Annotated in this window: 22 protein-coding genes and 1 pseudogene; 10 read left to right on the top strand and 13 right to left on the bottom strand. The window is 56.5% G+C overall.

All coding sequences use genetic code 11. From position 1 onward, the window contains the following. Positions 1–104 precede the first annotated feature (104 nt). Both ELEN_RS03785 and ELEN_RS03790 read right to left on the bottom strand, forming a co-directional pair. The gene (locus ELEN_RS03785) at positions 105–1,532 is read right to left on the bottom strand and encodes an amidophosphoribosyltransferase (protein ID WP_015760135.1); all 1,428 of its coding nucleotides are present in this window, start codon (positions 1,530–1,532) and stop codon (positions 105–107) included. A 148-nt stretch (positions 1,533–1,680) separates the two neighbouring features. Next, a complete protein-coding gene (locus ELEN_RS03790; protein ID WP_009304963.1) occupies positions 1,681–3,015 on the bottom strand; it encodes a Na+/H+ antiporter NhaC family protein in 1,335 nt (444 codons plus the stop codon). Positions 3,016–3,146: 131 nt separating this feature from the next. Between ELEN_RS03790 and ELEN_RS03795 the strand changes: the two genes are divergently transcribed. After that, positions 3,147–4,154, top strand: a complete 1,008-nt coding sequence (locus ELEN_RS03795; RefSeq protein WP_015760136.1) for an asparaginase — start codon at positions 3,147–3,149, stop codon at positions 4,152–4,154. Here ELEN_RS03795 and thpR read toward each other — a convergent pair. From thpR to ELEN_RS03810, 3 genes are all read right to left on the bottom strand, one after another. Then, on the bottom strand, positions 4,151–4,699 hold the full coding sequence (thpR, locus tag ELEN_RS03800; protein ID WP_015760137.1) for an RNA 2',3'-cyclic phosphodiesterase: 549 nt from the start codon (positions 4,697–4,699) through the stop codon (positions 4,151–4,153). The two genes, ELEN_RS03795 and thpR, sit on opposite strands and share 4 nt — an antisense overlap. A 254-nt stretch (positions 4,700–4,953) precedes the next feature. Beyond that, positions 4,954–5,373 (bottom strand): peptide deformylase, encoded by a 420-nt coding sequence (locus ELEN_RS03805; protein ID WP_015760138.1) that lies wholly within the window; start codon positions 5,371–5,373, stop codon positions 4,954–4,956. Positions 5,374–5,531: 158 nt separating this feature from the next. Then, positions 5,532–6,656 (bottom strand): amidase family protein, encoded by a 1,125-nt coding sequence (locus tag ELEN_RS03810; RefSeq protein WP_015760139.1) that lies wholly within the window; start codon positions 6,654–6,656, stop codon positions 5,532–5,534. 535 nt (positions 6,657–7,191) lie between these two features. Here ELEN_RS03810 and ELEN_RS03815 point away from each other — a divergent pair. Together ELEN_RS03815 and ELEN_RS03820 are read left to right on the top strand one after the other, a co-directional pair. Then, the gene (locus ELEN_RS03815; protein ID WP_015760140.1) at positions 7,192–8,124 is read left to right on the top strand and encodes a DUF4268 domain-containing protein; all 933 of its coding nucleotides are present in this window, start codon (positions 7,192–7,194) and stop codon (positions 8,122–8,124) included. Continuing rightward, entirely contained in the window at positions 8,079–8,519 is a 441-nt protein-coding gene (locus ELEN_RS03820; RefSeq protein WP_081434185.1) for a GNAT family N-acetyltransferase, read from the top strand. Before ELEN_RS03815 ends, ELEN_RS03820 begins: the two co-directional genes overlap by 46 nt. 579 nt (positions 8,520–9,098) lie before the next feature. Here ELEN_RS03820 and ELEN_RS03825 read toward each other — a convergent pair. Further along, complete coding sequence (locus ELEN_RS03825; protein WP_015760142.1) at positions 9,099–9,890, bottom strand: AAA family ATPase; 792 nt, start codon at positions 9,888–9,890, stop codon at positions 9,099–9,101. A 276-nt stretch (positions 9,891–10,166) separates the two neighbouring features. Between ELEN_RS03825 and ELEN_RS03830 the strand changes: the two genes are divergently transcribed. After that, positions 10,167–10,352, top strand: a complete 186-nt coding sequence (locus ELEN_RS03830) for a type II toxin-antitoxin system prevent-host-death family antitoxin (RefSeq protein WP_015760143.1) — start codon at positions 10,167–10,169, stop codon at positions 10,350–10,352. A gap of 177 nt (positions 10,353–10,529) precedes the next feature. On the opposite strand, the pseudogene ELEN_RS03835 reads toward ELEN_RS03830, so the two are convergent. Further along, positions 10,530–11,838 (bottom strand): annotated as a pseudogene (locus ELEN_RS03835) (IS256 family transposase). A 46-nt stretch (positions 11,839–11,884) separates the two neighbouring features. Between ELEN_RS03835 and ELEN_RS03840 the strand changes: the two are divergent. The 3 genes from ELEN_RS03840 (at position 11,885) to ELEN_RS16415 (ending at position 17,523) form a co-directional block, all read left to right on the top strand. Beyond that, positions 11,885–14,284, top strand: coding sequence for an N-6 DNA methylase (locus tag ELEN_RS03840; RefSeq protein WP_015760144.1), 2,400 nt, complete (start codon positions 11,885–11,887; stop codon positions 14,282–14,284). Between the two features lie 147 nt (positions 14,285–14,431). Next, a complete protein-coding gene (locus ELEN_RS16410) occupies positions 14,432–15,652 on the top strand; it encodes a type I restriction endonuclease (RefSeq protein ID WP_211307114.1) in 1,221 nt (406 codons plus the stop codon). After that, complete coding sequence (locus ELEN_RS16415; RefSeq protein WP_211307113.1) at positions 15,637–17,523, top strand: type I restriction enzyme subunit R domain-containing protein; 1,887 nt, start codon at positions 15,637–15,639, stop codon at positions 17,521–17,523. The genes ELEN_RS16410 and ELEN_RS16415 overlap by 16 nt, the downstream gene beginning before the upstream one ends. 546 nt (positions 17,524–18,069) lie before the next feature. Here ELEN_RS16415 and ELEN_RS03850 read toward each other — a convergent pair. After that, the gene (locus tag ELEN_RS03850; RefSeq protein ID WP_143924732.1) at positions 18,070–18,330 is read right to left on the bottom strand and encodes a hypothetical protein; all 261 of its coding nucleotides are present in this window, start codon (positions 18,328–18,330) and stop codon (positions 18,070–18,072) included. Between the two features lie 65 nt (positions 18,331–18,395). Between ELEN_RS03850 and ELEN_RS16135 the strand changes: the two genes are divergently transcribed. After that, positions 18,396–18,953 carry a tetratricopeptide repeat protein gene (locus tag ELEN_RS16135; RefSeq protein ID WP_143924733.1) on the top strand — a complete coding sequence of 186 codons (558 nt, stop codon included), beginning with the start codon at positions 18,396–18,398 and terminating at the stop codon, positions 18,951–18,953. Between the two features lie 155 nt (positions 18,954–19,108). Here the strand turns inward: ELEN_RS16135 and ELEN_RS03860 are convergent, their stop codons facing one another. From ELEN_RS03860 to ELEN_RS16685, 3 genes are read right to left on the bottom strand one after another with little or no spacing between them, the layout of a single operon-like run. Further along, the gene (locus tag ELEN_RS03860) at positions 19,109–20,080 is read right to left on the bottom strand and encodes a TlpA family protein disulfide reductase (protein WP_015760146.1); all 972 of its coding nucleotides are present in this window, start codon (positions 20,078–20,080) and stop codon (positions 19,109–19,111) included. A gap of 29 nt (positions 20,081–20,109) precedes the next feature. Further along, positions 20,110–21,012: a 4Fe-4S binding protein gene (locus tag ELEN_RS03865; protein ID WP_015760147.1), complete on the bottom strand. Its 903-nt coding sequence runs from the start codon at positions 21,010–21,012 to the stop codon at positions 20,110–20,112. Further along, positions 21,005–21,130, bottom strand: a complete 126-nt coding sequence (locus ELEN_RS16685) for a CD1871A family CXXC motif-containing protein (RefSeq protein WP_035586275.1) — start codon at positions 21,128–21,130, stop codon at positions 21,005–21,007. The genes ELEN_RS03865 and ELEN_RS16685 overlap by 8 nt, the downstream gene beginning before the upstream one ends. 111 nt (positions 21,131–21,241) lie before the next feature. On the opposite strand from ELEN_RS16685, the gene ELEN_RS03875 reads away from it, so the two are divergent. Together ELEN_RS03875 and ELEN_RS03880 are read left to right on the top strand one after the other, a co-directional pair. Then, positions 21,242–21,916 (top strand): response regulator transcription factor, encoded by a 675-nt coding sequence (locus tag ELEN_RS03875; RefSeq protein WP_015760149.1) that lies wholly within the window; start codon positions 21,242–21,244, stop codon positions 21,914–21,916. Continuing rightward, a complete protein-coding gene (locus tag ELEN_RS03880; protein WP_015760150.1) occupies positions 21,913–23,052 on the top strand; it encodes a HAMP domain-containing sensor histidine kinase in 1,140 nt (379 codons plus the stop codon). The genes ELEN_RS03875 and ELEN_RS03880 overlap by 4 nt, the downstream gene beginning before the upstream one ends. Before the next feature lie 135 nt (positions 23,053–23,187). On the opposite strand, the gene ELEN_RS03885 is transcribed toward ELEN_RS03880, so the two are convergent. Both ELEN_RS03885 and ELEN_RS03890 read right to left on the bottom strand, forming a co-directional pair. Then, positions 23,188–23,994: a nucleotidyl transferase AbiEii/AbiGii toxin family protein gene (locus ELEN_RS03885; RefSeq protein ID WP_015540582.1), complete on the bottom strand. Its 807-nt coding sequence runs from the start codon at positions 23,992–23,994 to the stop codon at positions 23,188–23,190. A gap of 79 nt (positions 23,995–24,073) precedes the next feature. Next, the gene (locus ELEN_RS03890; RefSeq protein ID WP_015760151.1) at positions 24,074–24,679 is read right to left on the bottom strand and encodes a type IV toxin-antitoxin system AbiEi family antitoxin domain-containing protein; all 606 of its coding nucleotides are present in this window, start codon (positions 24,677–24,679) and stop codon (positions 24,074–24,076) included. Positions 24,680–24,957 lie beyond the last annotated feature (278 nt).

The raw sequence follows: 24,957 nt of genomic DNA on the forward strand, positions 1-24,957 counted from the left end.
GCTTGTCCTATTATAGGGACATCGGTGCAAGCGTGAAAAAAGCCCGACGGCGAATCCGTCGGGCTTGAACGATCGAAGCTGGCTGGTGCAAGCGATCCGGCTTGCTACTCCTTGCCGGTCCAGCAGTACGTGCACACCTTCTCGGGATCGATGCCGATGGCTTCCAGCATGCCGTCGAGCGACTGGTAGCCCAGCGAGTCGAAGCCCATCTGCTCGCAGATGGATTTCAGCATGCACTTGCCGCGCTCGGTGGAGCCGTCGGCGTACTCGTCGAGGTGCTGCACGCCCTCCTCGCCTTCCAGCTGGTCCACCATGCGGCGCGCGAGCAGCTCCATGTCGGAGCGGCTGCTGGAGAAGCTCAGGTACTTGCAGCTGAACATGATGGGCGGGCAGGCCGAGCGCATGTGCACTTCCTCGGCGCCGCACTTGTACAGGAAGTCCACCGTCTCGTTCAGCTGCGTGCCGCGCACGATGGAGTCGTCCACGAACAGCAGCTTCTTCTCGTTGATGAGCTCGGGGATGTGGATCTGCTTCATCTTCGCCACGCGGTTGCGCACTTCCTGGTTGCTCGGCATGAACGAGCGCGCCCATGTGGGCGTGTACTTGATGAAGGGGCGGGCGAAGGGGGTCTTGCACTCCGTCGCGTAGCCGACGGCGTGCGGCACGCCCGAGTCGGGCACGCCGGCCACGTAGTCGAGCTCGGGCACGCCGCCCGTCGCGGCTTCGTCGCGGGCCATGATGGCGCCGTTGCGATAGCGCATGACCTCGACGTTCACGCCCTCGTAGTTCGAGTTCGGGTAGCCGTAGTACACCCACAGGAAGGCGCAGATCTTCATCTTGTCGCCTGCGGGGGAGATGGTGCGGTACTCGTCGGGGTTCACCAGCACGATCTCGCCGGGGCCAAGCTCGTATTCGTCGCGATAACCCAGCTTGTGGTAGGCGAACGACTCGAACGAGATGCAGAACCCGTCATCGCTCTTGCCGATGAGCACCGGCAAGCGGCCCATCTTGTCGCGCGCGGCGATGATCTGGCCGTCCTGCGTGATGATGAGCAGCGTGAGCGATCCGTCGATGGATTCCTGCGCGTGCTTGATGCCCGAGACGAAGTCGTCCTTCTGGTTGATGAGCGCGGCGACGAGCTCCGTGGTGTTCACCTTGCCCGAGCTCATGGCCATGAACTGGCGGCCGCCGCTGGCGAAGTTGCGCTCCACCAGCTCCTCGGCGTTGTTGATGGCGCCCACCGTGGTGATGCCGAACGTGCCCAGGTGCGAGCGCACCAACAAAGGCTGCGGGTCGGTGTCGCTGATGCAGCCGATGCCGCTGCAACCGTGGAAGCCCTGCAGGTCGTCTTCGAAGCGCGTGCGGAACGGCGTGTTCTCGATCGAGTGGATCTCGCGTTGGAAGCATCCTTCCTCCGCGTCGTGGAAAATCATGCCCGCGCACTTCGTTCCCAGGTGGGAGTGGTAGTCCACGCCGAAGAACACGTCCAGCACCACGTCGTGATGCGCCGCCGCCCCAAAGAATCCGCCCATTGCTTGCCTTTCGTTGTGCCTGCCGCTAATCCGTGCCAACAAAAATATCAGTATACGGCTACCGCCGGTCCGAAGGAACGCTGAGCGGCCACGATCCGCGTTTTCTGCACGAGTTCGCGCCTCGTGGCGAAGCGTTTTCCCTCTTCGGTTAGCTCTTCTTGTCCGGAACGATGAAGATGAACACGAGCGAGCTGATCAGCAGCAGGAACGGGTAGAACAGAAACGGGATGATCTGGAACGCCGACACCGCGAAACCCAGCTCCGTGGCGGCCGAGATGGCCACGAGCATCTGCGCGCCGTAAGGCAGGATGCCCTGGAACACACACGAGAACGTGTCGAGCAGCGATGCCGTCTTGCGCTTCGAGATGCCGTACGTCTTCGCCATATCGGCGGCGATGGGGTTCGAGATGACGATGGCCACGGTGTTGTTCGCGGTGGCGATGTCCATGGCACCCACCAGCAAGCCCATGCCCAGCTGACCGCCTTTCTTGCTTTTGAACAGGCTTTTGATGCCGTTCAACAGCGCCACGAACCCGCCGTACTCGCGGATGAGCGCGCAGATGGCCGACACCAGAAGCGCCACCATCGTGGTCTCGAACATGCCTGCGGCACCCGAGCCCATGTTGGCCAGCAGGTCGGTGGCGGCAGTGGCGCCCGTGGCCACCATGATGATAGAGCCCGACAGAATGCCCAGCAACAGCACGACGAACACGTTCACGCCGATGATGCCGCCGACGAGCACGATGAGGTAGGGGATGAGCTGGATCAGGTCGTACTCGTGAACGACGCTGCCGCCGAGGTCGGCGCCGAACGACAGTGCGAGGATGATGACGAGCGATACGATGGCCGCGGGTAGGGCGATCTTGAAGTTCTCGCGGAACTTGTCCTTCATCTGGCAGCCTTGGCCTTGGCAGGCTGCGATGGTGGTGTCGGAGATGAACGAGAGGTTGTCGCCGAACATGGCGCCGCCCATGACGCTGGCCACGCACAGCGGCAGGCTGAAGCCGGACGCAGACGACACCGCCACGGCGATGGGCGTGATCAACGTGATGGTGCCCACCGACGTGCCCATCGACAGCGACACGAAGCAGCTCACCACGAACAGCACCGCCACGGCGAACTGCACGGGAACGACGGAAAGCAGCAGGTAGGCCACGCTTTCGGCACTGTCGCGACCCACGGTGCCCACGAAGATGCCGGCCACCATGAAGATGAGCACCATGGTGACGATGGTCTTGTCTCCCATGCCGCGGCCCATGATGGTAAGCTTGTCATCGAAGGGCAGCTTTCGGTTTTGGAAGCACGCCACCAGAAGCGCGACGAGGAAAATCACCACGACGGGGATGTTGTAGAAGCCCATGGGAATGCCCATGCCGTACTCGAACAAGATGCCCAGTCCCAGATACAGCACCAAAAACACCCCGATCGGAAGCAGCGCCTTGACGTTGCCCTTCTTGACGGTCTCGGTGGTTTTCTCCTCCATATTCGTCCCTTCTTGCCTTCGTCTTCGTTGCGGTGTTCCATCATACCGTAAGGTGCGGGCAATAGAGGGCAAGGCGCGCGTTTTGAGTGCTACACTGTGGCGAGAGCGGTCGAATGGAGGAAAGCGACGGTATGAAGAAGATACTGCTGGTGGCGACGGGCGGCACCATCGCATCGGTCGAGGACGGACGCGGCTTGGCGCCGGCGCTGAGCGGCGAGGAGCTGGCGCGCTACGTGCCCGAGATCGCGGATGTGTGCGACTTCGACGTGGTGCAGCCCATGAACATCGACAGCACGAACATGCGCCCGGCCGACTGGATGCGCATCCGCGACGAGATCGTGGACGCCTACGACGCCTACGACGGGTTCGTGGTGCTGCACGGCACCGACACGATGGCCTACACGGCCGCCGCGCTGTCCTACCTGGTGCAGGGCAGCCCGAAGCCCATCGTGCTGACCGGCTCGCAGCAGCCTATGGCCAGTCCCTTCACCGACGCGAAGCTCAACCTGTACCAGAGCCTGCTGTTCGCGGCCGACGATCGCTCGTGCGACGTGTCGGTGGTGTTCGGCGGCGCGGTGATAGCCGGCACGCGGGCGCGCAAGCAGCGCACGATGAGCTTCAACGCGTTCACCAGCGTGAACTTCCCCGAGATCGCGCTCGTGCGCGGCGAGCGCATCGTGAGGGCGGGGTCGCCTGCGACGTGCGCGGGCATCGGGGGAGCGCCGCGCGCGTACGATAGCCTCAACGAGCGCGTGTTCGTGCTCAAGCTGACGCCCGAGATGAATCCGAGCATCTTCAACCTGCTCAAGCGCGACTACGATGCCGTCATCCTGGAGACGTTCGGCATCGGGGGCATCCCCGACTACGGCGACTACCGCCGCGCCATCTTCGGATGGGTGGACTCGGGGCGCACGCTGGTCGTGACCACGCAGGTGCCCGAAGAGGGCTGCGACCTGGGCGTGTACGAGGTCGGGCGCGCTTATGCGGGACATCGCGGCATCCTCAAGGGCGGCGACATGACCACCGAGGCGCTTGTGGCGAAGACTATGTGGGCGCTCGGGCAGACGAGCGACCCCGACGAGATCCGCGACCTGTTCTACCGCACGGTGAACCACGACCGGCTGGCGGAAGAGGGCTAAACGCGCTCGGCTGCGATGGTTCCGAGGCACACGGTGTGCAGCGGCTTGTAGACGGCGCCCGCGCGGTCGAGCGTGCTCTTGTAGAGGGTGACGTCGGTCGCCTCGTCGTTTTGGGGAAACGCCAGGTGCGGCAGGCCGACGTGCGGGATGCGAGCGCGGCGCGCGAGGGTGAAGTGCGCTTTGAAGGGCTTGGCATCGAAGGGCACGTCGCGGGCGCGCAGCTCGTCGCGCAGACGCGCCGCCAGTTGCTCGAGCTCGGGTGCGGCGGCGATGCCCAGCCACAACGTCGCGTCGGTTGCGCGGCCGAACTTCCCCAGGCCGTCGCTGCGCAGCGGGACGGGGGACGCGCCGGCGCAGGCGGCTTCCAGCGCGTCGGTCGCGGCAGCGAGCTGCGCTTCGTCGACGTCGCCGAGGAAGGCGAGCGTGAGGTGGTAGGTGTCGCGCTTCAGGAAGCGCCCCTCCATCGACGCGCTCAGCCGGCGGGCGAGCGCGGCCGCGTCGTCAGCGAAGTCGGGCGGCAGGTCGAGCGCGATGAACGTCCTCATGGGGAGCTCCTTATTCCATGTCGAGCGGCATCTTGCGCGCGGGCGCGGGAAAGATGCGGTCGAGCAGCGCGAGATCGTCGCTTCTATACTGCGTGCATAACGCGGACCGTTATCCCCGTTTGGAGCCTTGACGGCTGATACCGCCTTTGTGGCCCGATGCCTTGTTCGGACCCAAGCCGCCGCGCAGGGCGCGGTTGAGCTTGGGCGCGGGCGGCAAAGGGCGTTCGATGGCGTGCGGCTTCTTGCCCATGAGGCTAGACCAGCTTGCCCTTGCAGTGGTCGATGCCGTGCTGGATGATCTGCGCCGTCCAGCCGTTGAAATCCTTCTTGCGCGGCTTGAGCTCGCCGTCGACCAGTTCGCTGTAGCCCACCTTGATGCGGTCGAAGCGCGTGACTTTGGAGTCGGCTTCAAGCGAGAGGCAGCCTTCGACGGCCTTGAACGCGCCGAGCGCCTGCAACAGGCGCGGGTTGTACATGACGTGTGGCTGATCGTCGTCGTCCAGGTACGCGATGATGCAGGTCGTAGCGCCGATCTGGTTCGCCGCCAAGCAAGCGGCACCGTCCATCGACGTCAGCGTTTCCACAAGGTCATCCGCCACCTGCGCGTCCTCGGCCGTGGCAGGGGTGCATACCTGCGAGAGGGTGGCCTCGTCCTTTACCAGTTCTTTGATCATGATGCTCCGTTCAAGGATGGTTCGTCATTCGATGCTTGTCCGAGGATTTTATCATGAAGGAGGACGAGGTTTTCAGCTTTCGCCGTTTTTGCGCTTGGGCTTGTTGGTGCGGGATGTTGTTGACGATGCATTCAAGCGCTCGTCAATCAAGGGCGGTTCTAATTCAGGTAGTTCTCGGGGATAGCCCGTGCGGCGGTTTTCTGCTCGAAGCTGTAGGCGATGTTGAGCAGCTTCTCGTCCTCGTTTCTCCCTGCGACGAAGGTGGCCCCTCTTGGGGCGCCTTCGTCCGAGACGCCGGCGGGCACCGTCAGCTCGGGGTATCCCGCCGTGGCTGGCACGAGTACGCCTTCGTTGTCGTAGAACACGAGGGCGTCGAGCTTCTCGTCGCGAAGCAGGTCATCGATCCTGCTTTGCGCGGTTTTGACCATCGCCTCGACCTTCGCTTTGTCGAATTCGGTCACTTCGTTCGCGTCTTCAAGGAGATCCTGGCCATATTTCGCCCGCCTGCTCGGGTCTTTCTGGTTGAAGGCGATCAGATCGGAAAGGCTTTTCACCGGCGCTACTGCGGAGAAGTTGGCGGCAGCGGCCGCGCCGCTTCCGAAGCTGGATCCTTCCGGCGAAAGGTTGAGGGGATCGAAGGGATTGTGGGTTTGGCCGGCCTTGGAGCTGTAGCCGCTCGGCATCTTCGTGTCCATGAAGTTTGCGAGTTCGGACAGGTTCGATTTGCCCAATATGATCGCACCGCTGTTCGTCAGGGCCGTTACTACGTCAGCGTCGTCTTTTGGCGTGAAGTCCTTGAGCGCGTAGGTGCCGCCGCTGGTGGGCATGGTGTTCGTGTTGACGTTGTCTTTGACGAGGACGGGGATTCCCCTCATCCCCGCCGGAGTTGCGGAGCTCGCGTCGAGGGCGCGGGCTTCCTCTATCGCCTTCGGATTGATCGCCGCTACTGCGTTGATGCCCTTTTCACCGGCATCGTATGTTTTGATGCGATTCAGGTAGAACGCCGTCAGTTCTTCGTAGGTCAAGTCGCCCCTGGAGATCGCCGCGTGCAGGTCCTCGATGGACTTCTCCATGATCAGGTCTTTTTTCGCACGGACTTTTTCGAGGTCTATCCCGGCAAGCTGCGAGTCGATGAGCGCAACCTGTTGGTCTTTGTCGTAGGAGATGCGCTCTTCCTGTTCGGGCGCGAGCGATCTTGGAAGCGCTAGCGCCGCTATGGCAACGCCGACCAGGGCGATCAATATGATCGATGCGGGCAGTATGATTTTCAGGCGGGTCTTCATCGCGGTCTCCTCGCTTCGGTTGGTGATGCGGTGTCTGCCTCTGTGTTTTCGGTTGCGCCGTGGTGCTGCGGGGTTTCGCCCGGGAGGTGGGTTCGTCCAACGGCATTTTGTTGCTGCGGTCTTTTATGCCACGTCAAACGAGATTTCAGGTGTTTTTAAGGTTAGGCGATGCGCGACGAGGAGCCGGTTGGTGTGGGGTGTGGGCATGTGGGTGGAAACCGAGAAAAGTGTTTTTTGTCCAATATTCGGTACACGGTAGGCGTGTCGATTGTTGTATGCTGAGTTTTGCAGGTAGCAATTAGTTGAAGGGGAAGGTATGAAAAAGTCGGGATGCCTCGGAGCTCTTCTCGCGTTGCTTCTTGCTCCTTTTGTCATCATAGGGAAGGTGCTAGCGTACCTGGTCAAAAAGGTCTGATCCCTGCAGAGGAGCCTTCGCGCTGTCGTCATTTTCGGAACGGCTGTCTCTTCGGGATGTTTCGTCTTTTAATCGCGAGACTACGAAGGGGGATCGGCGGTCTGCATACGAGGGGTGAATGTGGCTATTTGCAATCTAGATCAACTCAACAGAATCGACCTGCGTAAGGTGTGGCCGAACGAGGCGCGCGACTTCACTAAGTGGCTTTCCGTGGAGAGCAACCTCAACATGCTCGGCAATGCGATCGGCATCGAGCTCGAGCTCGTCGAGACCGAGTCATCCGTCGGCTCGTTCAACGTCGACATCTACGCGCAGGAGTCTGGAACCGGGCGCAAGGTTGTCATCGAAAACCAGCTCGAGGATACGAACCATGACCATTTGGGCAAAGTCATCACGTACGCTGCCGGCAAGGGCGCCGAAGTTGTGATCTGGGTTGTTGCCCGCGCGCGCGACGAGCACAGGCAGGCGATCGAGTGGCTCAACCAGCACACCGACAGCAGCTTCGGTTTCTTCTTGGTGGAGATAGAGCTGTGGTCTATCGGCGACTCGTTGCCCGCGCCGCGCTTCAACGTCGTTGAACAGCCAAACGAGTGGACGAAGACCATCAAACTTAGCGAGTGCCTTTCCGAGACCGAACGCACCAAGCTGTCGTATTGGACGAAGTATCGTGAGGTCGCGCAGGCATCGTTTGAGTTTCTGAAGGTTTTCAACCCGCAGAAGCCTTCGAAGGATCATTGGACGACGCTGCGCTGCGGAACATCGTCCTATCATATCGCGTTGCTCGTCGATACGCAGCGCGGCTGCATCGGCATTGAGTTCTACGTGCCGGACAATAAAGAGATCGGTCGCAAGGCTATCGAGAACGCGTCATTGTTCGAGGAGCGGCTAGGGCTTGTAGAGAAGCCCTTCGATGCCAAGAAAGCATCCGGGCTGCGATTCTACAAGGAAGGCTGCAGGATCAAGGGCAACCAAGATGCCTGGCCGGGTTTCATTGCCCAGCAGCTGAGATGGGCTCTTGTGATGAAGAAGATTGTCGACGAATTGGAGCTGTAGGCGATGATGGACCTGACCTTGCTTCGAGCCCTTTTGAGCTCGGGATCAATTTGCTGAGCGATTGCCAGGCGAGGGGAGTGGGATCCGAGGCGATGCGGGCTTTCCTGCTTGGGTTCGAGGAGGTCGTCGGGCCAACGGGGTTTGTCGCGAAGATCGAGGCCGCCAACGGCAACAGCCGGCGCATGTCCAGAAGGCTAGGGTTCAGGCTCACTGGCATCGAGGCCTTCCTTACTGAGGATCCGCAGGTGCTAAGAAGTCTTGAGGAATCGAGGCTTTCATGCATTGATGAAGCCATCTGCGCCCTTGCCGAAGAGCTCGGTGTCGAGCCTAGGACGCTCTTGAGCCATGTTCTCGTGTTCGAAAAGGATCCGACTCGCGAAGAGGAATTGGGGTAATGTCGCATTTGTCCAATGTCTGGTTGTAGGGGTGCCATAGAGACAGATTGAGTCGGCTGCTGTTGGTTGCGAGGTGACGCATGAGATGGCATGAGGCACCAAAGCGCGCCATATAAGAACCACCGGGAGAGACGGAAAAAGCACCCAGCCCGGTGGGTGCGAGAGCGCGCGGGGCTGGGTGCTAACAGATGTCAAGGTATTCCAAAGCGTACAGAAATATTAGAACAAGTGTTCCCTTGCCTCATTCAGGGATTCGTTTTCTCCAGTGAACTCTAATTGTTTGGAGTTCATGTAGTTTGTCGGATTGTCCCTAGCTTTTATGAGTTTGGGAACCAAATGGGAATCGGCGATCTTGGATGTTGAGCTCTTTCTTGAACATAAAAGCATTTGCTGTTTCGCCATTTGCAAACCCTAACTTCTTGTGATGGAGCTTCATGGTGCTATGCATGTGGAAATCAGCTCTAATTAGGGCGGTTCTCCGCTTTGCGACAAGTGTTTCGCTTTCGAATGCGCTTCGGAAAGAATCGACAGCTTCTTGTCTTGCTTTGCTTGTATTGCTTATCTGGGTTCGCTTGTCCTTTAGCTTGTCTTCAAGGGCTTTATGGATGAAACTATCGTTAAGATGGGAAAGACGGGCTTCACGAGCTGCTTCAAGAACGGCTTTCTTGTAAGCACGGAAAGCTTCGGTAACATCTCTATTTTCCTTAACCGCCTCAGGAACGTCTCGCCTAAAAGATGTGTCGATTTTTGCCAAAGCAGTTGCATAATCAATCGACGTATATTTTTTACTGCTGAAGCCGTAGGAGCTTTTTCGAACTTGATTGATAACTTCTCGTCATGATCAACGCCGTATCTGCCGATGAAGTCAATTAGATTCTCTTGTCGTTCTGCTTCAGGTTCAAGAAGCTGCTCGTTAAATTGAACACTATATTCACTTTCGATTGACCTGGTTTTGATCTCTTCGACTTGATCAAACGCTGAGCCGAAGTAGAGCTTCAATTTCTTATTGAAAGCTTCACCTTTGTTTTGAAACAGCGAAGAGACATAGCTCTGATCGAAATAGTCAAAGCGGAAGGAGCCGTCAGACAGGCTCGTACCCGATAATGAAGTAACGGCGGGGATTTCGGTCCTCAGAAACTCAATCCTTTCTTCATCAACCGGATCCTCAAATCTGGCGTTGTCCAGCGAGAGTGCAATCCTGTCAAGTAGAGCGGATTTGCCGCTGCCACGCCCGCCGATAATTGCGTTGAGTTTTGGGGATAACCCGATTGACTGTTCGCCGATTATTGCTGTTCCAAGATACTTTCCCTTTTCGTTTTCAGGTATGAAAAATTGTGCTGGACGAATTCGGGATAGCTCAGATCCAACCATCTGAATGCCTGAAAAATAGGCAAGTTGGCTACTTGTGTTGCTAATTCGACTAACGATTGTTTAGATAGTGAATCCAGCAAGTAGCCCTTGGCGTCGGACAAGCCCGGTTTAACGGGCCGTCTTTCGCCGCAACTTGCCGCGCTGATGCAGGCTATGCGGGGGATCTCCCGCGCCCCTAATAACCGGGCTTAACGTCCCTTGGCAACAAGCTAATGCGTTTACATGGAATTCTATGTAAAATATGACCATGCATAAAATGGCTGAAAGGTGCACATCATGGCCATAATTCGTCCCGTAACAGAGCTTCAGCGTAAGGTCGGCGAGCTCTCCAGGCTTGCCAAGGAAACCAAGGAGCCGATCTACCTCACCAAGAACGGTGCCGAGCATCTTGTGCTCATCGACTCCGATACCTTCGCCGCGCTTCAGAAGCGCGCGGAAGAAATGCATCAAAACCAGAAATAGCGAAAGCTCGCTAAAATCCACCAGAACAGGGGCTGTTATGAACAGCGATGAATTGATTAAGAAAGTCGGCGTAAACATTCAGGAAAAGGCGGCGCTCATCTGGAACGGGTCGCGTCCCGAATCATGGTGTATCAAGGGTCGTCGCCTGGAATCGCCGGCACCCTTGCTCGGTGAATCTTAGCCTTCGTCCCCCTTCGGGTCAATCGCGCTTCCGATGATCCTGCGGGCCGCCTCCCGGGCGGCGCGCACCTCCTCCTCCGTCGGGGCGGGGCGCTCGGGCGCCTTCCAGGCGTGGGCGAGCGAGGGCCTGGAGATGACGCAGCGCACCGACCACTCCTCGTCGGCCTCGATCAGCGCCGCGCCCACCAGGCGTATCAGCGACTCGCGCGAGGGGAACCCCTGCACGACGTTGGCGCGGCGCTTGATCTCGCGGTTGGCCCTCTCCTGGACGTTGTTGGTGCGGATCCTGATCCTGTGCGACGCCGGGAACGCCAGGTAGGCCAGCGCCGACTCCTCGGCCTCCAGCAGGGCCTCGCCGGCGCCCTTGGAGAGCTTCAGGATCTCCTCGGTCGCCTGCTGGTAGCACGCCCTCACCAGGATCGGGCTCTTCTGGGCGAAGACGGCCTTCATGGCCTCGCGGGCGCGGCGCTGGTCCTCCCTCTTGCAGATGCGCCCCGCCACGTTGCGCATGAGGTGCGTCACGCAGCGCTGCCAGGCGGCGCCCTGGAAGGTCTCGGCCGCCGCCGCCCTGAGCCCCTCGTGCGCGTCCGAGACGACGAGCCTCACGCCCTCGACGCCGCGTGCGCGCAGGTCGGACAGGAACGCCCTCCAGCCCGCGCGGCTCTCCGTGTCGACGCAGTCCACGCCCAGGAAGCGCTTGTGGCCCGTGTCGTCGAGCCCGATGGCGGTCACGACCGCCTGGGACACCGAGCGGCCCTCCACGCGGCACTTCACGTAGGTTGCGTCGAGCCAGAGGTACGCGAAGCGCACGCCGTCGAAGCGCTGGCGGCGGAACGCGGCGACCTCGGCGTCGAGGACCTCGCACAAGCGCGACACCTGCGACTTCGACATCGACGACACGCCGAGCTCGCCGGCGACGGCCTCCACCTTGCGCGTGGACACCCCCCATGACGTGCATCTCGGCCACCGCCGCGACCAGAGCGCGGTCCACGCGGCAGTAGCGTTCGATGAGGTCGTCGGGGAAGAACGAGCCGGAGCGCAGCTTCGGGATCCTGAGCGTCACGTCGCCGACGGAGGTGGCCAGGCCCCGCTCGCGGTAGCCGTTGCGGGAGTTCGTCCGCTCGGGGCTGCGCTCGCCGTAGGCCGCCCCGCATTCCTCGTCGGCCCTCGCCGACATCGCGGCGTTCGCCACGAGCTCGAGCATCCTGCGCCCGAACTCGCGCAGGTCGACGCACTCCTCCAGGATCGCGAGCGCGAGCCCCTTCACTTCGGGGTCGTTGAATAGTACAGTGTCCATAGCGGGCATCGCCTTCCTTCGAATCGGATTTTGTGGTGATTGACGATTCTAGACGATGCCCGTTTTCCTCGGGCGGGCTTCGCCCGCCCTCCAGAAACGGGTTGATACACCAACTTTCGGGACGCTACCCTGGAACGTTGCGGACACGTTGCGCGGTCCCTACAAGCCCCACGAGTACGGCCTCGTCATCTTGCCCATGACGGTCATTAAACGTTTTCACGACTGCCTGCTGCCAACGCACGGGAAGGTCGTGGAAGCCGCAGAGGAGTACAAGAACTTTGCCGTCAAGGACGGTTTCCTCCGAGAGGCATCCGGTTACCCCTTCTACAACACATCCAAGTTCACCTTCGAGACGCTCAAGGCCGACCCCGCCAACATCGAGGACAACTTCAAGGACTACCTCAACGGTTTTTCCGAAAACGTGCAAGACATTTTGGCGCGCATGGATTTCTTCCGCCAGATTGAGCGCCTGAGCGATCCTGATGCACCTTTGCTGTACCAGGTGGTGAGCGACTTCTGCGCGGAGCGCGCCGACATGTCTCCTGAGAAGATCAAGCCCGTTGACATGGGCTACATCTTCGAAAATCTTATCCAGCGGTTCTCCGAATCCTATGACGAGGATGCCGGAGCCCACTTCACAAGCCGCGACATCGTCTATCTCATGACCGATTTGCTGATTGCCGCCGACCCCCATGTCTTCGACGGCGATCGCATCTCCAAGACCGTATACGATCAGACCATGGGCACTTCCCAGATGCTCAGCTGCACCGAGGAGCGTTTGCGCCAGCTTGACGATGACGCTCGTGTGACTTGCTTCGGCCAGGAGTTCAATCCTTTCACCTTTGGCATCGCCAAGGCATCCGCGCTAATTCGTGGAGAAGACGATGCGAATATGCGGTTTGGAGACACCCTATCATCAGACAAATTCGCGGATTATAAATTTGACTACTGTATTTCGAATCCGCCTTTTGGAGGCGACTGGAAGCTTGAAGAAACCGCCGTCAGAAAAGAAGCCAAGCTTACTGGAAGCCGATTCCATGTCGGACTTCCCGCTCGTGGCGATGGCCAGATGCTCTTTATGCTTAACGGAATCGCAAAGCTAAAGGACGAAGGCGTAATGGTGATTGTCCAAGACGCATCGCCTCTTTATAAAGGAAAACCTGAAAGTGGCGAAGACAAGATTCGTTCCTATATTCTTGAAAACGATTGGCTCGATGCGATTATTCGTTTGAGTGGAGACGCTTTCTACAACACAGGGTTAGTAACATTTTTATGGGTCATCAATAAAGGCAAGCCTGAAAAACGAGCAGGAAAAGTGCAGTTGATTGATGCCTCGGGTTGTTGCGTGCCAAGAAATAGACCCATTGGTAAAAAGAGGAATGACATAACCAAATTCTGTCGTGATTTGGTTCTTGAGGCGTTCTCGGATTTTGAGACGAAAGACTACTCGTCTTCTTCAGAAAGCGGCAATGCCATTCATGTACGTTCTCTGGTTTGCGATGCTGCTGATTTTGGCTACAACAGGGTTGGCGTCTGCGAACCCCTGTTTAACCCTGATGGGTCAATTGTGGTCGATAAGAAAGGGAGCCCGGTTGCTGATGCCGAGAGGGAAGATACCGAAGATATTCCGCTTAGTTACGATATTGACGAATACATGGAAAAGAAAGTTCTGCCTTTCAATGAGCATGCGTGGCTAAACAGAAAGAAGCAAAAAACAGGTTACACTATCCCATTCACCAGGTTCTTCTATGAATTTATGGATCTTGAAACCGTCAATGACGCGGCTCAGGAACTTTCTTGCTCGATGAATAGGAGTGCTGCAGAAGTTGGTAGGCGTTTCGCCATGCTTCCTGATCCGGAGATTTGCTATGAAGCAAGCGAAACATGGCTAGGTGACATCCCTGAATCTTGGAGTGCTCTTCGTATTGGAGACCTGTTCGAATTAAGGTCAACAAAAGTGAGTGATGAAGATTACCGACCGCTTTCCGTAACCAAGAAGGGCATAGTCCCTCAACTTGATTCTGTTGCTAAAAGCGATAACCATGCGAATCGAAAGCTTGTAAAAGAAGGCGACTTTGCCATCAACAGCCGATCCGACCGTAGGAATTCTTGCGGCTTTTCTCCATACGATGGATCTGTTTCAACTATTACTACAGTCCTTTTTCCGAGGCAGCCAATTGTTTCGAGATACTTTGACCTGCTGTTCGACACCCCAAGGTTTGCAGAGGAATTCTACCGATGGGGGCATGGAATTGATAGCGATATCTGGACGACCAATTGGTCGGACATGAAAAAGATCGTTATCCCATGTCCTCCAATCAGTGAACAGAAAAGGATAGTGGATTATCTGTCTGACGAATTGAAGCAAATTCGTTCTGCCAGGGCGTCTGTTCAGGCCGAGATCGAGAATATTTCGTTTGATGTGGTTGACGGAGAGACTCTGTGCTATCGATGACGCTGTAAGTGATATGACGGACGGCAACAAACAGAATGTACTTGCCGAATTAAAGCTTGGTCGCTTGAGTGAGTCCCTTGAATCGCTCAACAAGCTTCAGGAGACATTTGTGTACGAAATCGTTACTGGTAAACGGAGGGCTATGTAATGATTGTCACAAAAGAGAAAAATTTAGAGGAAGACATCGAGTCCTTCCTCTGTTCAGAAGCGGGTGGGTATTATAAATCTAAAGACAGCCAATCCCTCCTATACGTCGAAGACGGAACCTATCAGGTTGTAGACGGGCACGGCTACCGAGATATGCCTGGAAAAGGTATTGATATCGCAACATTGGTCAATTTTGTCCAGACCACGCAGCCAAAAGCTTGGGAGCGTTTTGAGAAGCAGTGCAATTCCGATCCTGAGAAGAAGTTCTTTAAGGTTTTTCAAGATGCCGTAAGTCTTTACGGCATCGTTCATGTACTAAAACATGGTTTCAAACATCGAGGCATAGCCTTCAAAGTTGTGTATTTCAAGCCAGAGTCGAGCCTGAATGATGCTGCTAACAAGCGATATGGCCAAAATGTTTGCCGTTGTATCCGCCAATTTCATTATGAGACGATTCCTAGCCATTCTGTCGATATGGTTTTGGATGTAAACGGAATTCCTGTTGTCGCAATTGAGCTAAAGGATCAGTTCACTGGCCAGAACGTCGAAGATGCCATGCGTCAGTGGCGAGAGGACAGAGACCCTCGCGAAGAATCGTTCAAATTCGATAATCGTGTCGTTGCCTTTTTTGCCGTTGATCTTTGCAACGTGATGATGACAACAAAGATTGAAGGTTTGACCACTTCCTTCTTGCCGTTCGACCAAGGTTCGAACGGAGCTGGAAATGATGGTGGTTCTGGAAATCCTAATAATCCACATGGTTATGCAACTTCGCATCTTTGGAAAGAGGCTCTGCAGAAAGATAGCTTGCTTGATATTCTCCAGAAGTTTATTCACCTTGAAGTAAAGGAAGAAACGAAACTTGACTCCAAAGGTATCGAGGTTAAACAGAAGAAGAACCGCATAATATTCCCTCGCTATCATCAGCTTGACGTTGTCAGAAAGATTGTTGGGGATGTCATCGAATCAGGATCGAGCAGCAGCTACTTGATTCAGCATTCTGCGGGATCGGGGAAGTCGAACAGTATTGCTTGGACAGCGTATCGATTTGCCTCGCTGTTTAGGGGTGACAAGCCCTTGTTCGATTCTGTTGTTGTCGTCACCGACCGCAGGGTTCTTGACGATCAGCTGCAAGAAACAATCAGCGGATTCGACCATGCTGTTGGCAGCGTTTGTATTATTGACAAAAAAAAGATTCTGGCGACTTGCGCGATGCTCTAAACGATGGAAAGCGCCTTATCGTATCGACCTTACAAAAGTTCCCTGTAATCTTTGAGGAGGTCGAAAGCAGCGGAAAACGTTTCGCTGTGATTGTTGATGAGGCCCATTCGAGCCAGACTGGTACCAGTGCGCTCAAGCTTAAGGCAGCCCTCGCTGATACCGAGCAGGCCTTGCGGGAGTACGCCGAAATCGAGGTCGAGGCTGAAGGTGAGGTCGAAGACTGGGAGGATGAGCTCGCTAAGGCCTTGTCCGTGCATGGTCGACATGAGAACCTGACATTCTGCGCGTTTACCGCAACGCCAAAGGAGCAGACGCTTGAGATATTCGGAGTGGAACATCCGGACGGATCTTATCGCCCGTTCCACATCTACTCGATGCGCCAGGCGATTGAGGAGGGCTTTATCATGGATCCTCTCGCCCATTACGTCTCCTACAGTGAGGCGCTTGAAATTGCCAGGACGATTCCTGACAATCCAGATGTCCCATCCAGTCCGACACTGAAATTATTGCGCAGATACAAGGAGTTGCATCCTTACGCTTTGGGCCAGAAGGCGGAGATCATCGTTGAGACTTTCTGCTCTGTTACCCGGAAGAAGATAAAGGGCAAGGGCAAGATGATGGTCGTCACAGCATCGCGCCTTGCGGCTGTGCGCTATTACCACGAAGTAAAACGGTATATGCAGAAGAAGGGATATGACGACCTTGAGGTTCTGGTCGCTTTCAGCGGAACGATAGTTGATCCCGCCGATCCGGGTGGTAAGGAATACACGGAGCCAGGAATGAATGTAGGCCATGACGGCCAGAGGGTTGCCGAGAGCCAGACTAAGGCAGAGTTCCATGATTATGGCGACATGCTCATCGTTGCCGAGAAGTACCAGACTGGATTCGACGAGCCGCTGCTTCACACCCTTGTGATAGATAAGAAGCTTCGTGACGTTAAAGCCGTCCAGACGATTTGCCGCGTAAACCGCATCCATCCCGACAAAGAGGACACTTACGTACTTGACTTCGTGAACGATCCTGCAAATATACAGGAAGCCTTCAGCCGTTTCTATACGGAGACCTCTCTTACTGAGCAAATTAATACTGACCTGTTGTACAAGGTTCAGAGGGAGATCGGGGAGTTCGGGCTTTACGACCAATCGGATATCGAGGCCGCTGCAGATATCGCCTTTACCGAGGGCGGCAAAGACCGCGCGAACCTGCAAGGGAAACTTGCCGGTGTTTTGAAGCCCGCTATTATCCAGTACGATTTGCTGGATGAGGAGCGCCAATATCAGGTCCGAAGGAAGGTGCGCAGTTTCTGCAAGTGGTATTCGTACATCACCCAGATTGTTCGCATGTTTGACAAGGATCTCCACAAGGAGTATGTCTACCTGAACTACCTGAGGCACTTTCTGAAGGCCGAACCAATCCCTGTTGAGGGCATCGACGATAAAGTTGAGATGCGCTTTTACAAGCTCAAGAAGGAATTTGAGGGCAGTATCACCTTAGAGGAGGGTGGCGGCGTGCTCGAGCCCTCTTCGGGGTCTGGTAGCAGTAGCCTAGACAAGAAGAAAGATCCCCTGCAGGCCCTCATTGATAAATTCAATGAACAGTGGCTTGGCGAGTTTACCGAGGGCGACCGTGTGGTCATCACGACTCTCTGGCAGAGGATGTCCGCAATGCCTGAAATTGAAGACACCATCCGCCGTGATGGCCGTGTTGTCTTTGAGAACAGCGTCCTACCGAAGGCTTTTGATGAAGTTGCAAGAAAAGCTTACGTGGAGAACACAGAATCGTTCACCTCGCTTTTTGAGGACAGCGCAAAGTACAAGGCAATGATGTCTGCCATCGGCGAACTGCTAGTAAGCCATTTCGTTGGTAAGTAAGGGAATCTTAAGAAGGAACGATAACTTTCTGATAAGTGATAGACGCTGGTTCCCAATAATCCCCCTGGTTCCCAAATGGTTCCTTTTCAGCAGAAATCACGTGCGGCCATTCTGGGTCATTGTTGGCCATCTGGTAAAACCAGGAGACAACAAAGGTTAGGTAGACAAACAAATCTACCCAACCCTTTTCGGTGCTGTACTGCGGTTTTCCTTTGGATTGCACCTTCTCCCGACAAACTACGGAGAGTAAACCACGCTCCAGAAAGCCTCTTATCAACTGGTAAAACTAATACACTTTTTACTGTACATTACTCCCACTCAGTGACTAATCCAGTACGGGTGCTGCCGATCCGTGCCGCGTCATACCGCCTAAGGGCTGATTCGTGCGCAATTTAGGCGAATCAGCCCCTTGATTCGCGATTTCGGGAATGACTCAACTGATTCGCGAAATCGCAGGTCGCTCCTTTAATCATTCCCGGGTTTCCGCCAGGATTCGTAGCGGATGGCTTAAAACAGAGTGATTCGGAGACCAACCCGCACATATCGCTATCGCTTCATCTTCTTCAAGTTAGCAAGCTTCCATTGCGCTTCCGGGCTCGCGACAGCGGCTTGGGCGATGGCGCACTCACCGAAGAGGAGCTCGGGGCGGTATTCCCCTTTGGCGAACAAGTCCAAATAGAGTCTCTCGCCGTCCTTTCTAGGCAGGATGTAGGCCGACGTGAGCTCCTCCGCGTCGAGCATCAAGCCTGCTGGCGTCGGCTCTTTATCCCTCGAATGCAGCATCGGTAGCAGCTGGTCTTCGCGCAAATACCTTTGAGCTCCAGCATGGACTGGGCTACAGACTGGGAATTTCATCCGGCAGCGGAGCCTGCATGAACGATTTAGGTGCCCTCTACTATATGGGAGACCTTGTTGAACAGGACTACGCCAAAGCCGCGGAACTCTACGAAATGGCAGCTGACGCAGGTTGTTTCCAGAGCATCATCAACCTCGGTTATATCTACGAGTACGGAAGGACCGGCAAGCCCGACCACACCAAGGCCTATCAGTGGTATTCGCTCGCCGCAGCGCTTGCGCCCTCCAGCGAAGCGGTATACAAACTCGGCGACATGTTCGGCCGCGGTCGCGCTGTGCCGCAAGACAAGTCAAAAGCATACCGTCTGTACGAACGCAGTCTTGAGCTTGTCCGCGACGATGTTGAGTTTGTCCAGCCCGCCATTCGCATAGCCGCTATGCTCATTGACCCCGATGCCCCCTCCTGCGGCATCGACCGTAATCCCCTACGCGCTGACGCTCTATCAGCGCACCGAGATTGGCCTGCGCATCGACATCGCCAACGGCATGACGTATTACACCAAGCGCCTCCGCGAGGCGATCGAAGGCCAAGAGAAGGCCCGCAAGCTCGTCGAAATGGACGATTTTGTGATTGACCGCTAACAACCGCTCACGCGCGTCTTGCCAACATTGGTAATCCGCTCCCGCTCTGAAACCCTTCATGGCAGGAGCGGATTCGCATCTCGAAGAATCGAAAACAAAGAGGCCCCGGGATTCCCGAGACCTCCTCAATATACATAGTTCAGCTTGTTTACTGTTCGCTCTTCGCAATCGCCTGGTCGATAAGCTTGTCAAGCGCCGCGCGCTGCTCGGCGGAGCTGATGGCGCCCATGATGGGCTCCCCTACGATGTTGCCGTTCTGGTCGATAACGTAGGTTGTCGGGAACGAGAACAGATTTGACGTAAACTTGCCGGCCTCGCTATCCGACTTGAACCAGATGTTCTTATATGTCACGCCCTTCTTGCTCAGCACGTCCTTGGCATCTGCAATCTCGTCCTTGTTGCCATCGAGCGTAAAGGAATTGACACCCACGACCTGGCCACCCTTCTCGGCAAGCTCCTTGTTCAGGTTCTCAAGATCGCCCAGCTCGCCCACGCACGGCTTGCAAGTGGTAAACCAAAAGTTCATGACGGTGACCTTGTTCTTAGAGAACAGCTCGTCGCTGCTCACGTCGTTGCCGTCCAAGTCCTTGCCCGTAAAGCTGGGGAACTTCGTCGCCTCGCTCGAAGCATCGGCGCCAGCCGTCATGCCAGCGGCCGAAGCGTCGACGCTCTCGCCTGCGCTCGGCGTGCTTCCACAGCCAGGAAACTCCTTTTCCAGGCTCTCGAGCTTGTCCTCGATCTCCTTGATCTGCTGCGCACCGGCCTTGAGCGTCTTCAACTCATCCGCTGCAAACTCATCCTTGGCGCCGTCGATGGTCTTGAGCAGGAAATCGCCATAATTGCTGCCGTCCTCGATCATCGGCGTATCTTTATTGGCGGCAAGAAACACCTTTTCCCACAGCGCATTATCGCTCGAGAGGATATCGTTCTGCTTCTGCATGAGCTTCGCATAGAGCTCGGCGGCCTCGTCGGCGTTGGCCGGCTCTTGCGCAATGAGCTCCGCGATCTTAGGATCGGAGCCCGTAGATTCGCTCGCGTTGCCACCGGGCGCCGAACACGCCACAAGACACAGGGCCAGCACCGGCACCATAAACAGGGCCGCAATCTTAGATAGTTTCATGGTCATTCCTCCGTTTTGTCGAAACTTGCTTACTTTTTATCGGCGGTCAGAGGGAGCTTTTCTTCCGACACATCCAGGCCATAGCGATAGCTGATGGCATCGACGGGACAGGCCCCGATGCACTTTCCGCACCGGATACATTCGGCATGATTGGGTGCGCGGACCACATCGACGTCCATCTGGCAAACCTTTGAACACGTGCCGCACGAGACGCATTTGCATGCATCGACCCGGATCCCCAGTAAGGACACCTTATTCATGAGCGCATAGAATGCGCCGAGCGGGCAAATCCATTTGCAGAAGGGGCGATAGAACAAAACGCTCAGCACCACCACGGCAATGAGAACGAAAAGTTTCCAGGTAAAGAGCTGCCCCAGCGCAGATCGGATTCCAGCATTGACAGCCGCCAGCGGAATGGCGCCCTCGAGCACACCCTGCGGACAGATGTACTTGCAAAAGAACGGGTCGCCCATCCCCACATCGTTGACCACCAGCACGGGCAGCAATACCACGGCAAGCAGCAGCACGCCGTATTTGATATACGTGAGAGGTTTGAGCCTTTTCGTTGAGAGCTTTTTGCAAGGAATCTTGTGGAGCAGCTCCTGCAGCCATCCAAACGGACACAGGAACCCACACACAAAGCGCCCCAGCAACACGCCGAGCAAGATGAGCGTGCCCGTGACGTAATAGGAAAAGCTGAACTTGGACGAGCCCACCACCGACTGAAATGCACCGATAGGACATGCGCCCGCAGCCGCAGGGCACGAATAGCAATTAAGCCCCGGCACGCAAACCGTTTTTTCCGCGCCTTGGTAGATGCCGCCTTTGGCGAAGTTTGGCAGATGGATATTCGTAATGAGCGTTGCTACCGCCTGAATGAATCCGCGAAATCGGGCCAAAATATGCGACGCAGTGTTTTCTCTTTTATCCAATTCCGATACACTCCAAGCACAGCCTAATTGCTTTGGCCAGCACGGCATCCGCCTCGCCACGCATAACGCCAAAGCACACCATGGCAATTCCGACGATCAACAAAGCGACCTGTACCATGGGTTTTACCGCCTTGAACAACCTGACCACTCCTTTCGTTACGCAACCATTGAACCATATCGACCATAAAATCCGTGTTAAGCGCGATTTGAAATGTGCAAGGAGATTGTTATGCGTATTTTAATCGTCGAGGACGAGCGAGCTCTATGTGACGCAATCGCGCGCAGCTTGCGAAACTTGGCATACAGCGTCGACTGCTGCCATGATGGGCAGGAGGCGCTCGACCTACTAGGCGTTGAAGTCTTTGACCTCGTGGTACTCGACCTCAACCTTCCCCGTATCGACGGCATGACCGTGCTCAAGGCACTTCGGAAAACCGACCGCGAGACCAAAGTGCTGATTCTGTCCGCACGTGGCAAAGTATTCGATAAAGTCACCGGACTCGATGCCGGCGCCAACGATTACCTCACCAAGCCGTTTCATCTGGACGAGCTCGCGGCGAGAATTCGCAGCCTCACGCTCAGGCGCTTCGCACAAGACAACATAGTTTTAACCTGCGGAAAGCTCAGCTTTGACACCAAGGCGCGCATCGCTTCCGTAGGCGGCGAAGCGCTGTCTCTCACGCGCAAAGAAACGGGAATCTTGGAATACCTGATGCTTAACCAGGGGCGCCCGGTAAGCCAAGAGGAGCTTATCGAGCACGTTTGGGATAGCAGTGTGAACAGCTTTAGCAACGCAACCCGTGTTCATATCTCGTCGCTCAGGAAAAAGCTGCGCAGCGCTTTGGGATACGACCCGATTCGCAATCGGATTGGAGAGGGCTACGTCATGGAGGATAGCGAATGAAAAGGCTTTCGCTGCAATGGCGCATAACGATCATGACGGCACTTCTGACGTGCGCGGCGTGCATGCTGACAAACTGCCTGGTCGGCTATACGGGCATGCGCTACATGGACGCAATTGGCAGTGGCATCTCGGCTCTTAGCACAGCCGACGAAGATACGCCCCAGGCGTTTGACCCAACGAACGTGGCCCTCGATGACGAGGTCACGGTCGTCGTGAATAACGCACAAGAGTCTTTTGGCGCGACCGCCTGGTGCATCACAGCTGGAGTCACGCTGCTTGGTGGCGTGCTGGCATACTTTGTGAGCGGTCGTGCGCTCAAGCCGCTACGGGCTTTTGCCGCTCAAGTAGAGCGCGTGCAGCCTGACAACCTAAGCGAAATCAACCTCAGCGAAGATGTGCCCACCGAACTGCAACGATGCAGCGCCTCATTCAACGATATGATCGGTCGGCTCGACGAAGGGTTCTCCGCACAGCGTCAGTTTACCGGCAACGCCGCACACGAGCTGCGCACCCCGCTCGCCCTTATGCAGGCGCAGATTGAACTGTTCGCCTCCGAGCATCCCACATCGCAACCCCAAACAGCCGAGCTGCTCGGCCTGCTGCAAGAACAAACCGAGCGGATGTCGCGAATGACCAAGGTGCTGCTTGAGATGAGTGAGCTCCACAGCGTTCCCTGCGAGGACGATATTGAGCTTGGCCCCCTGTCCGAAGAAGTCCTCACCGACCTTGCTCCGCTTGCCGAGCATAAAGACATCGTCCTCAATTGCAGTGGAGGCGCTCTGATAATCGGAAGCGACACGCTCCTCTATCGGCTGGTGTTTAACCTGGTCGAAAATGCCATCCGTTACAGCCGCCCCGGCTCCACTGTCAACGTCTCCATCTGCGACAACGACAGTCACGTGTTCCTGCGAGTCGAAGATCAGGGCCCGGGAATACCCAAGCAGTACCGTGAGAGCATCTTCCAGCCGTTCTTTCGCCTGGATAAATCCCGCAGCAGGGCATACGGCGGCGCAGGACTCGGGCTAGCGCTTGTTTGGGAGATTGCAGCGCTGCACGGCGGCACGGTTGAGGTCGAAGCAAGTTCCGAGAACGGGGCCACCATGCTCACGACCCTTCCAAAACGGACCGCAGCGTAAACCAGCCATTAAAAGGAAAGGGTCCCGTGCACGTTTGAACTGCCTCCCATTTCTTGAACACGAGAAATGGGAGGTTTTTGGACTGGTCAAGGTTTCTTGGACGGAAAAATAAGCTTCTTCAGGCAACATCTCGCTCTAGGTCGCACGGGGCGTTATAGCCGATCGATGAGCGCATCCTCTGCCTGCTGTAGTAGAGCTCGATGTATTTGAACGCGTCCTGCTTCGCCTCCCCCTCGTCTTGTGGCCTTCCGCATAGGGTGATGCCGAGACGTAAGAGGACCAGATGCCCCGCATCATATCGGATCTTCTGACCTCGCCGAGCACGGCCTCGTAGTCGCCCATCGTGCCGAGTGAACCGCGCCTGGAGGCGGTGGCGACAACGGCTTCGTGCAGGGAATCCCGATTTATTTCGCCCGCCTTCAAACGGAGCAAAGTGTGGATGTCGTAGTAGTCGCGGCCACGCGTGTTGGCGATTCCCCGGGAAACGACAGTCTCGAGCTTTTCGGCCAGCACGGTTTCGAGCGGGTACGAGAGCACCCTGACCGAGCCCTCCTCGAACATCAGCGGGTAGCGGTACTCGATGCGCCCGGGCACTATCTCGTCTTCGGTCGTGATGTCGATCTTCACGGGAGCGTCTATCTTGCCGTACCTCGCGCGCAGGTGCGCGCGCCAGTTCGCGTACTCGTCGCCCTCGCGGATGGGCTCGATCCGCTCGAAGGAGTATTCCATGCCGTCGGCGACGTCCACGGCGCAGATGGCGGCGACGGCCTCGCTCACCGTGCCTTCGTCCATATCCATGCCTATCACCGTCGTGTCCATGTCCATGGTGGTCCTCTGGGCGACGCCGGTCATCGAGGAGATGAGGAGGCCGCCCTTCAGAACGAACGCCTCGGCGTAGCCGCTCTTTCCGAGCCGCACCAAAAGATGCTCGAACAGGTACATTTGCAGGAGCTCCTGGGGCTTCAGGTTGCTTTTTTGGCCAGGGCCTTAATTTTGCCCTTGAGGCTTGCATCGCTCCTCATCATGTGAGCACCTCCAAATACATCCTGAACTCTTTCTCGACGCCGAGCGCGTTGCACATCCGTGCGAGCTTAGGCAGGTCGGCGCCTTTCCTTTTGAAGTAACCCGCGACCGCGTCGCGGACGAGCTGGGGGTCCGCTCCTTCGGAGACTCTCTGCGAAATGAGATCGGCTACGGCCCGTTCGGCGCAATAGGCTTTCACAGTGCCCCCTCCTGGGGACTTTGCCTTAACGATGCCGAGCTCGTAGAGCTCGGGAGAGAGACGGTGAATCTTCGTATCGGGATATTCTTGGGTAAGGCCACGCGGGTTGTAGCCGCGCGGGACGGTGACATCGATTGCGGCGGGAACCTTGTCGGAAAGGCCGGCGAGGTACAGCGCGCTTCCATGCGATAGCACGCATTTGCTCCACCTGTAGGATATCGCTGCGAACTCGTCATCGAAGACTTCGGGCAGACAGTACACGCCCCGGGTAAGCTTGTCTATAGCGCCCGATTCAAGGGCGTAGGAGATCGAGCCCGGCAGAAAGCCCGCTTTCGCGATTTGCGCCGCGCTCGCGATGCCGCCCGAGTCTTCTACGAATTCGGCTATCTCCTCGCTTCTGTCCATAACCCTCCTTTTGATTATTGGACACGAATTGTAGCTTAAATGTGTCTATTAATCAAAAAAGAAGATCATGGCCATCAGGCAAAGACGCCTGGCAAGACGCTATTCCTGTAAAAACAAATTTAGGCCCGGTGACTTGAATCAGCGGTCATCCCGGGGCTAACCAGTACGCATGGTAACATGCTTCTGCGTTTGCTGGGATTCGATGGCGGCCTTCCAGCGGTTCGTTGAGCATTCTGTAAAAGCAAAGCTCTTTCTGATTGGCCGCTGCAAACAATGCT

The organism is Eggerthella lenta DSM 2243 (assembly GCF_000024265.1).
GTDB lineage: Bacteria > Actinomycetota > Coriobacteriia > Coriobacteriales > Eggerthellaceae > Eggerthella > Eggerthella lenta.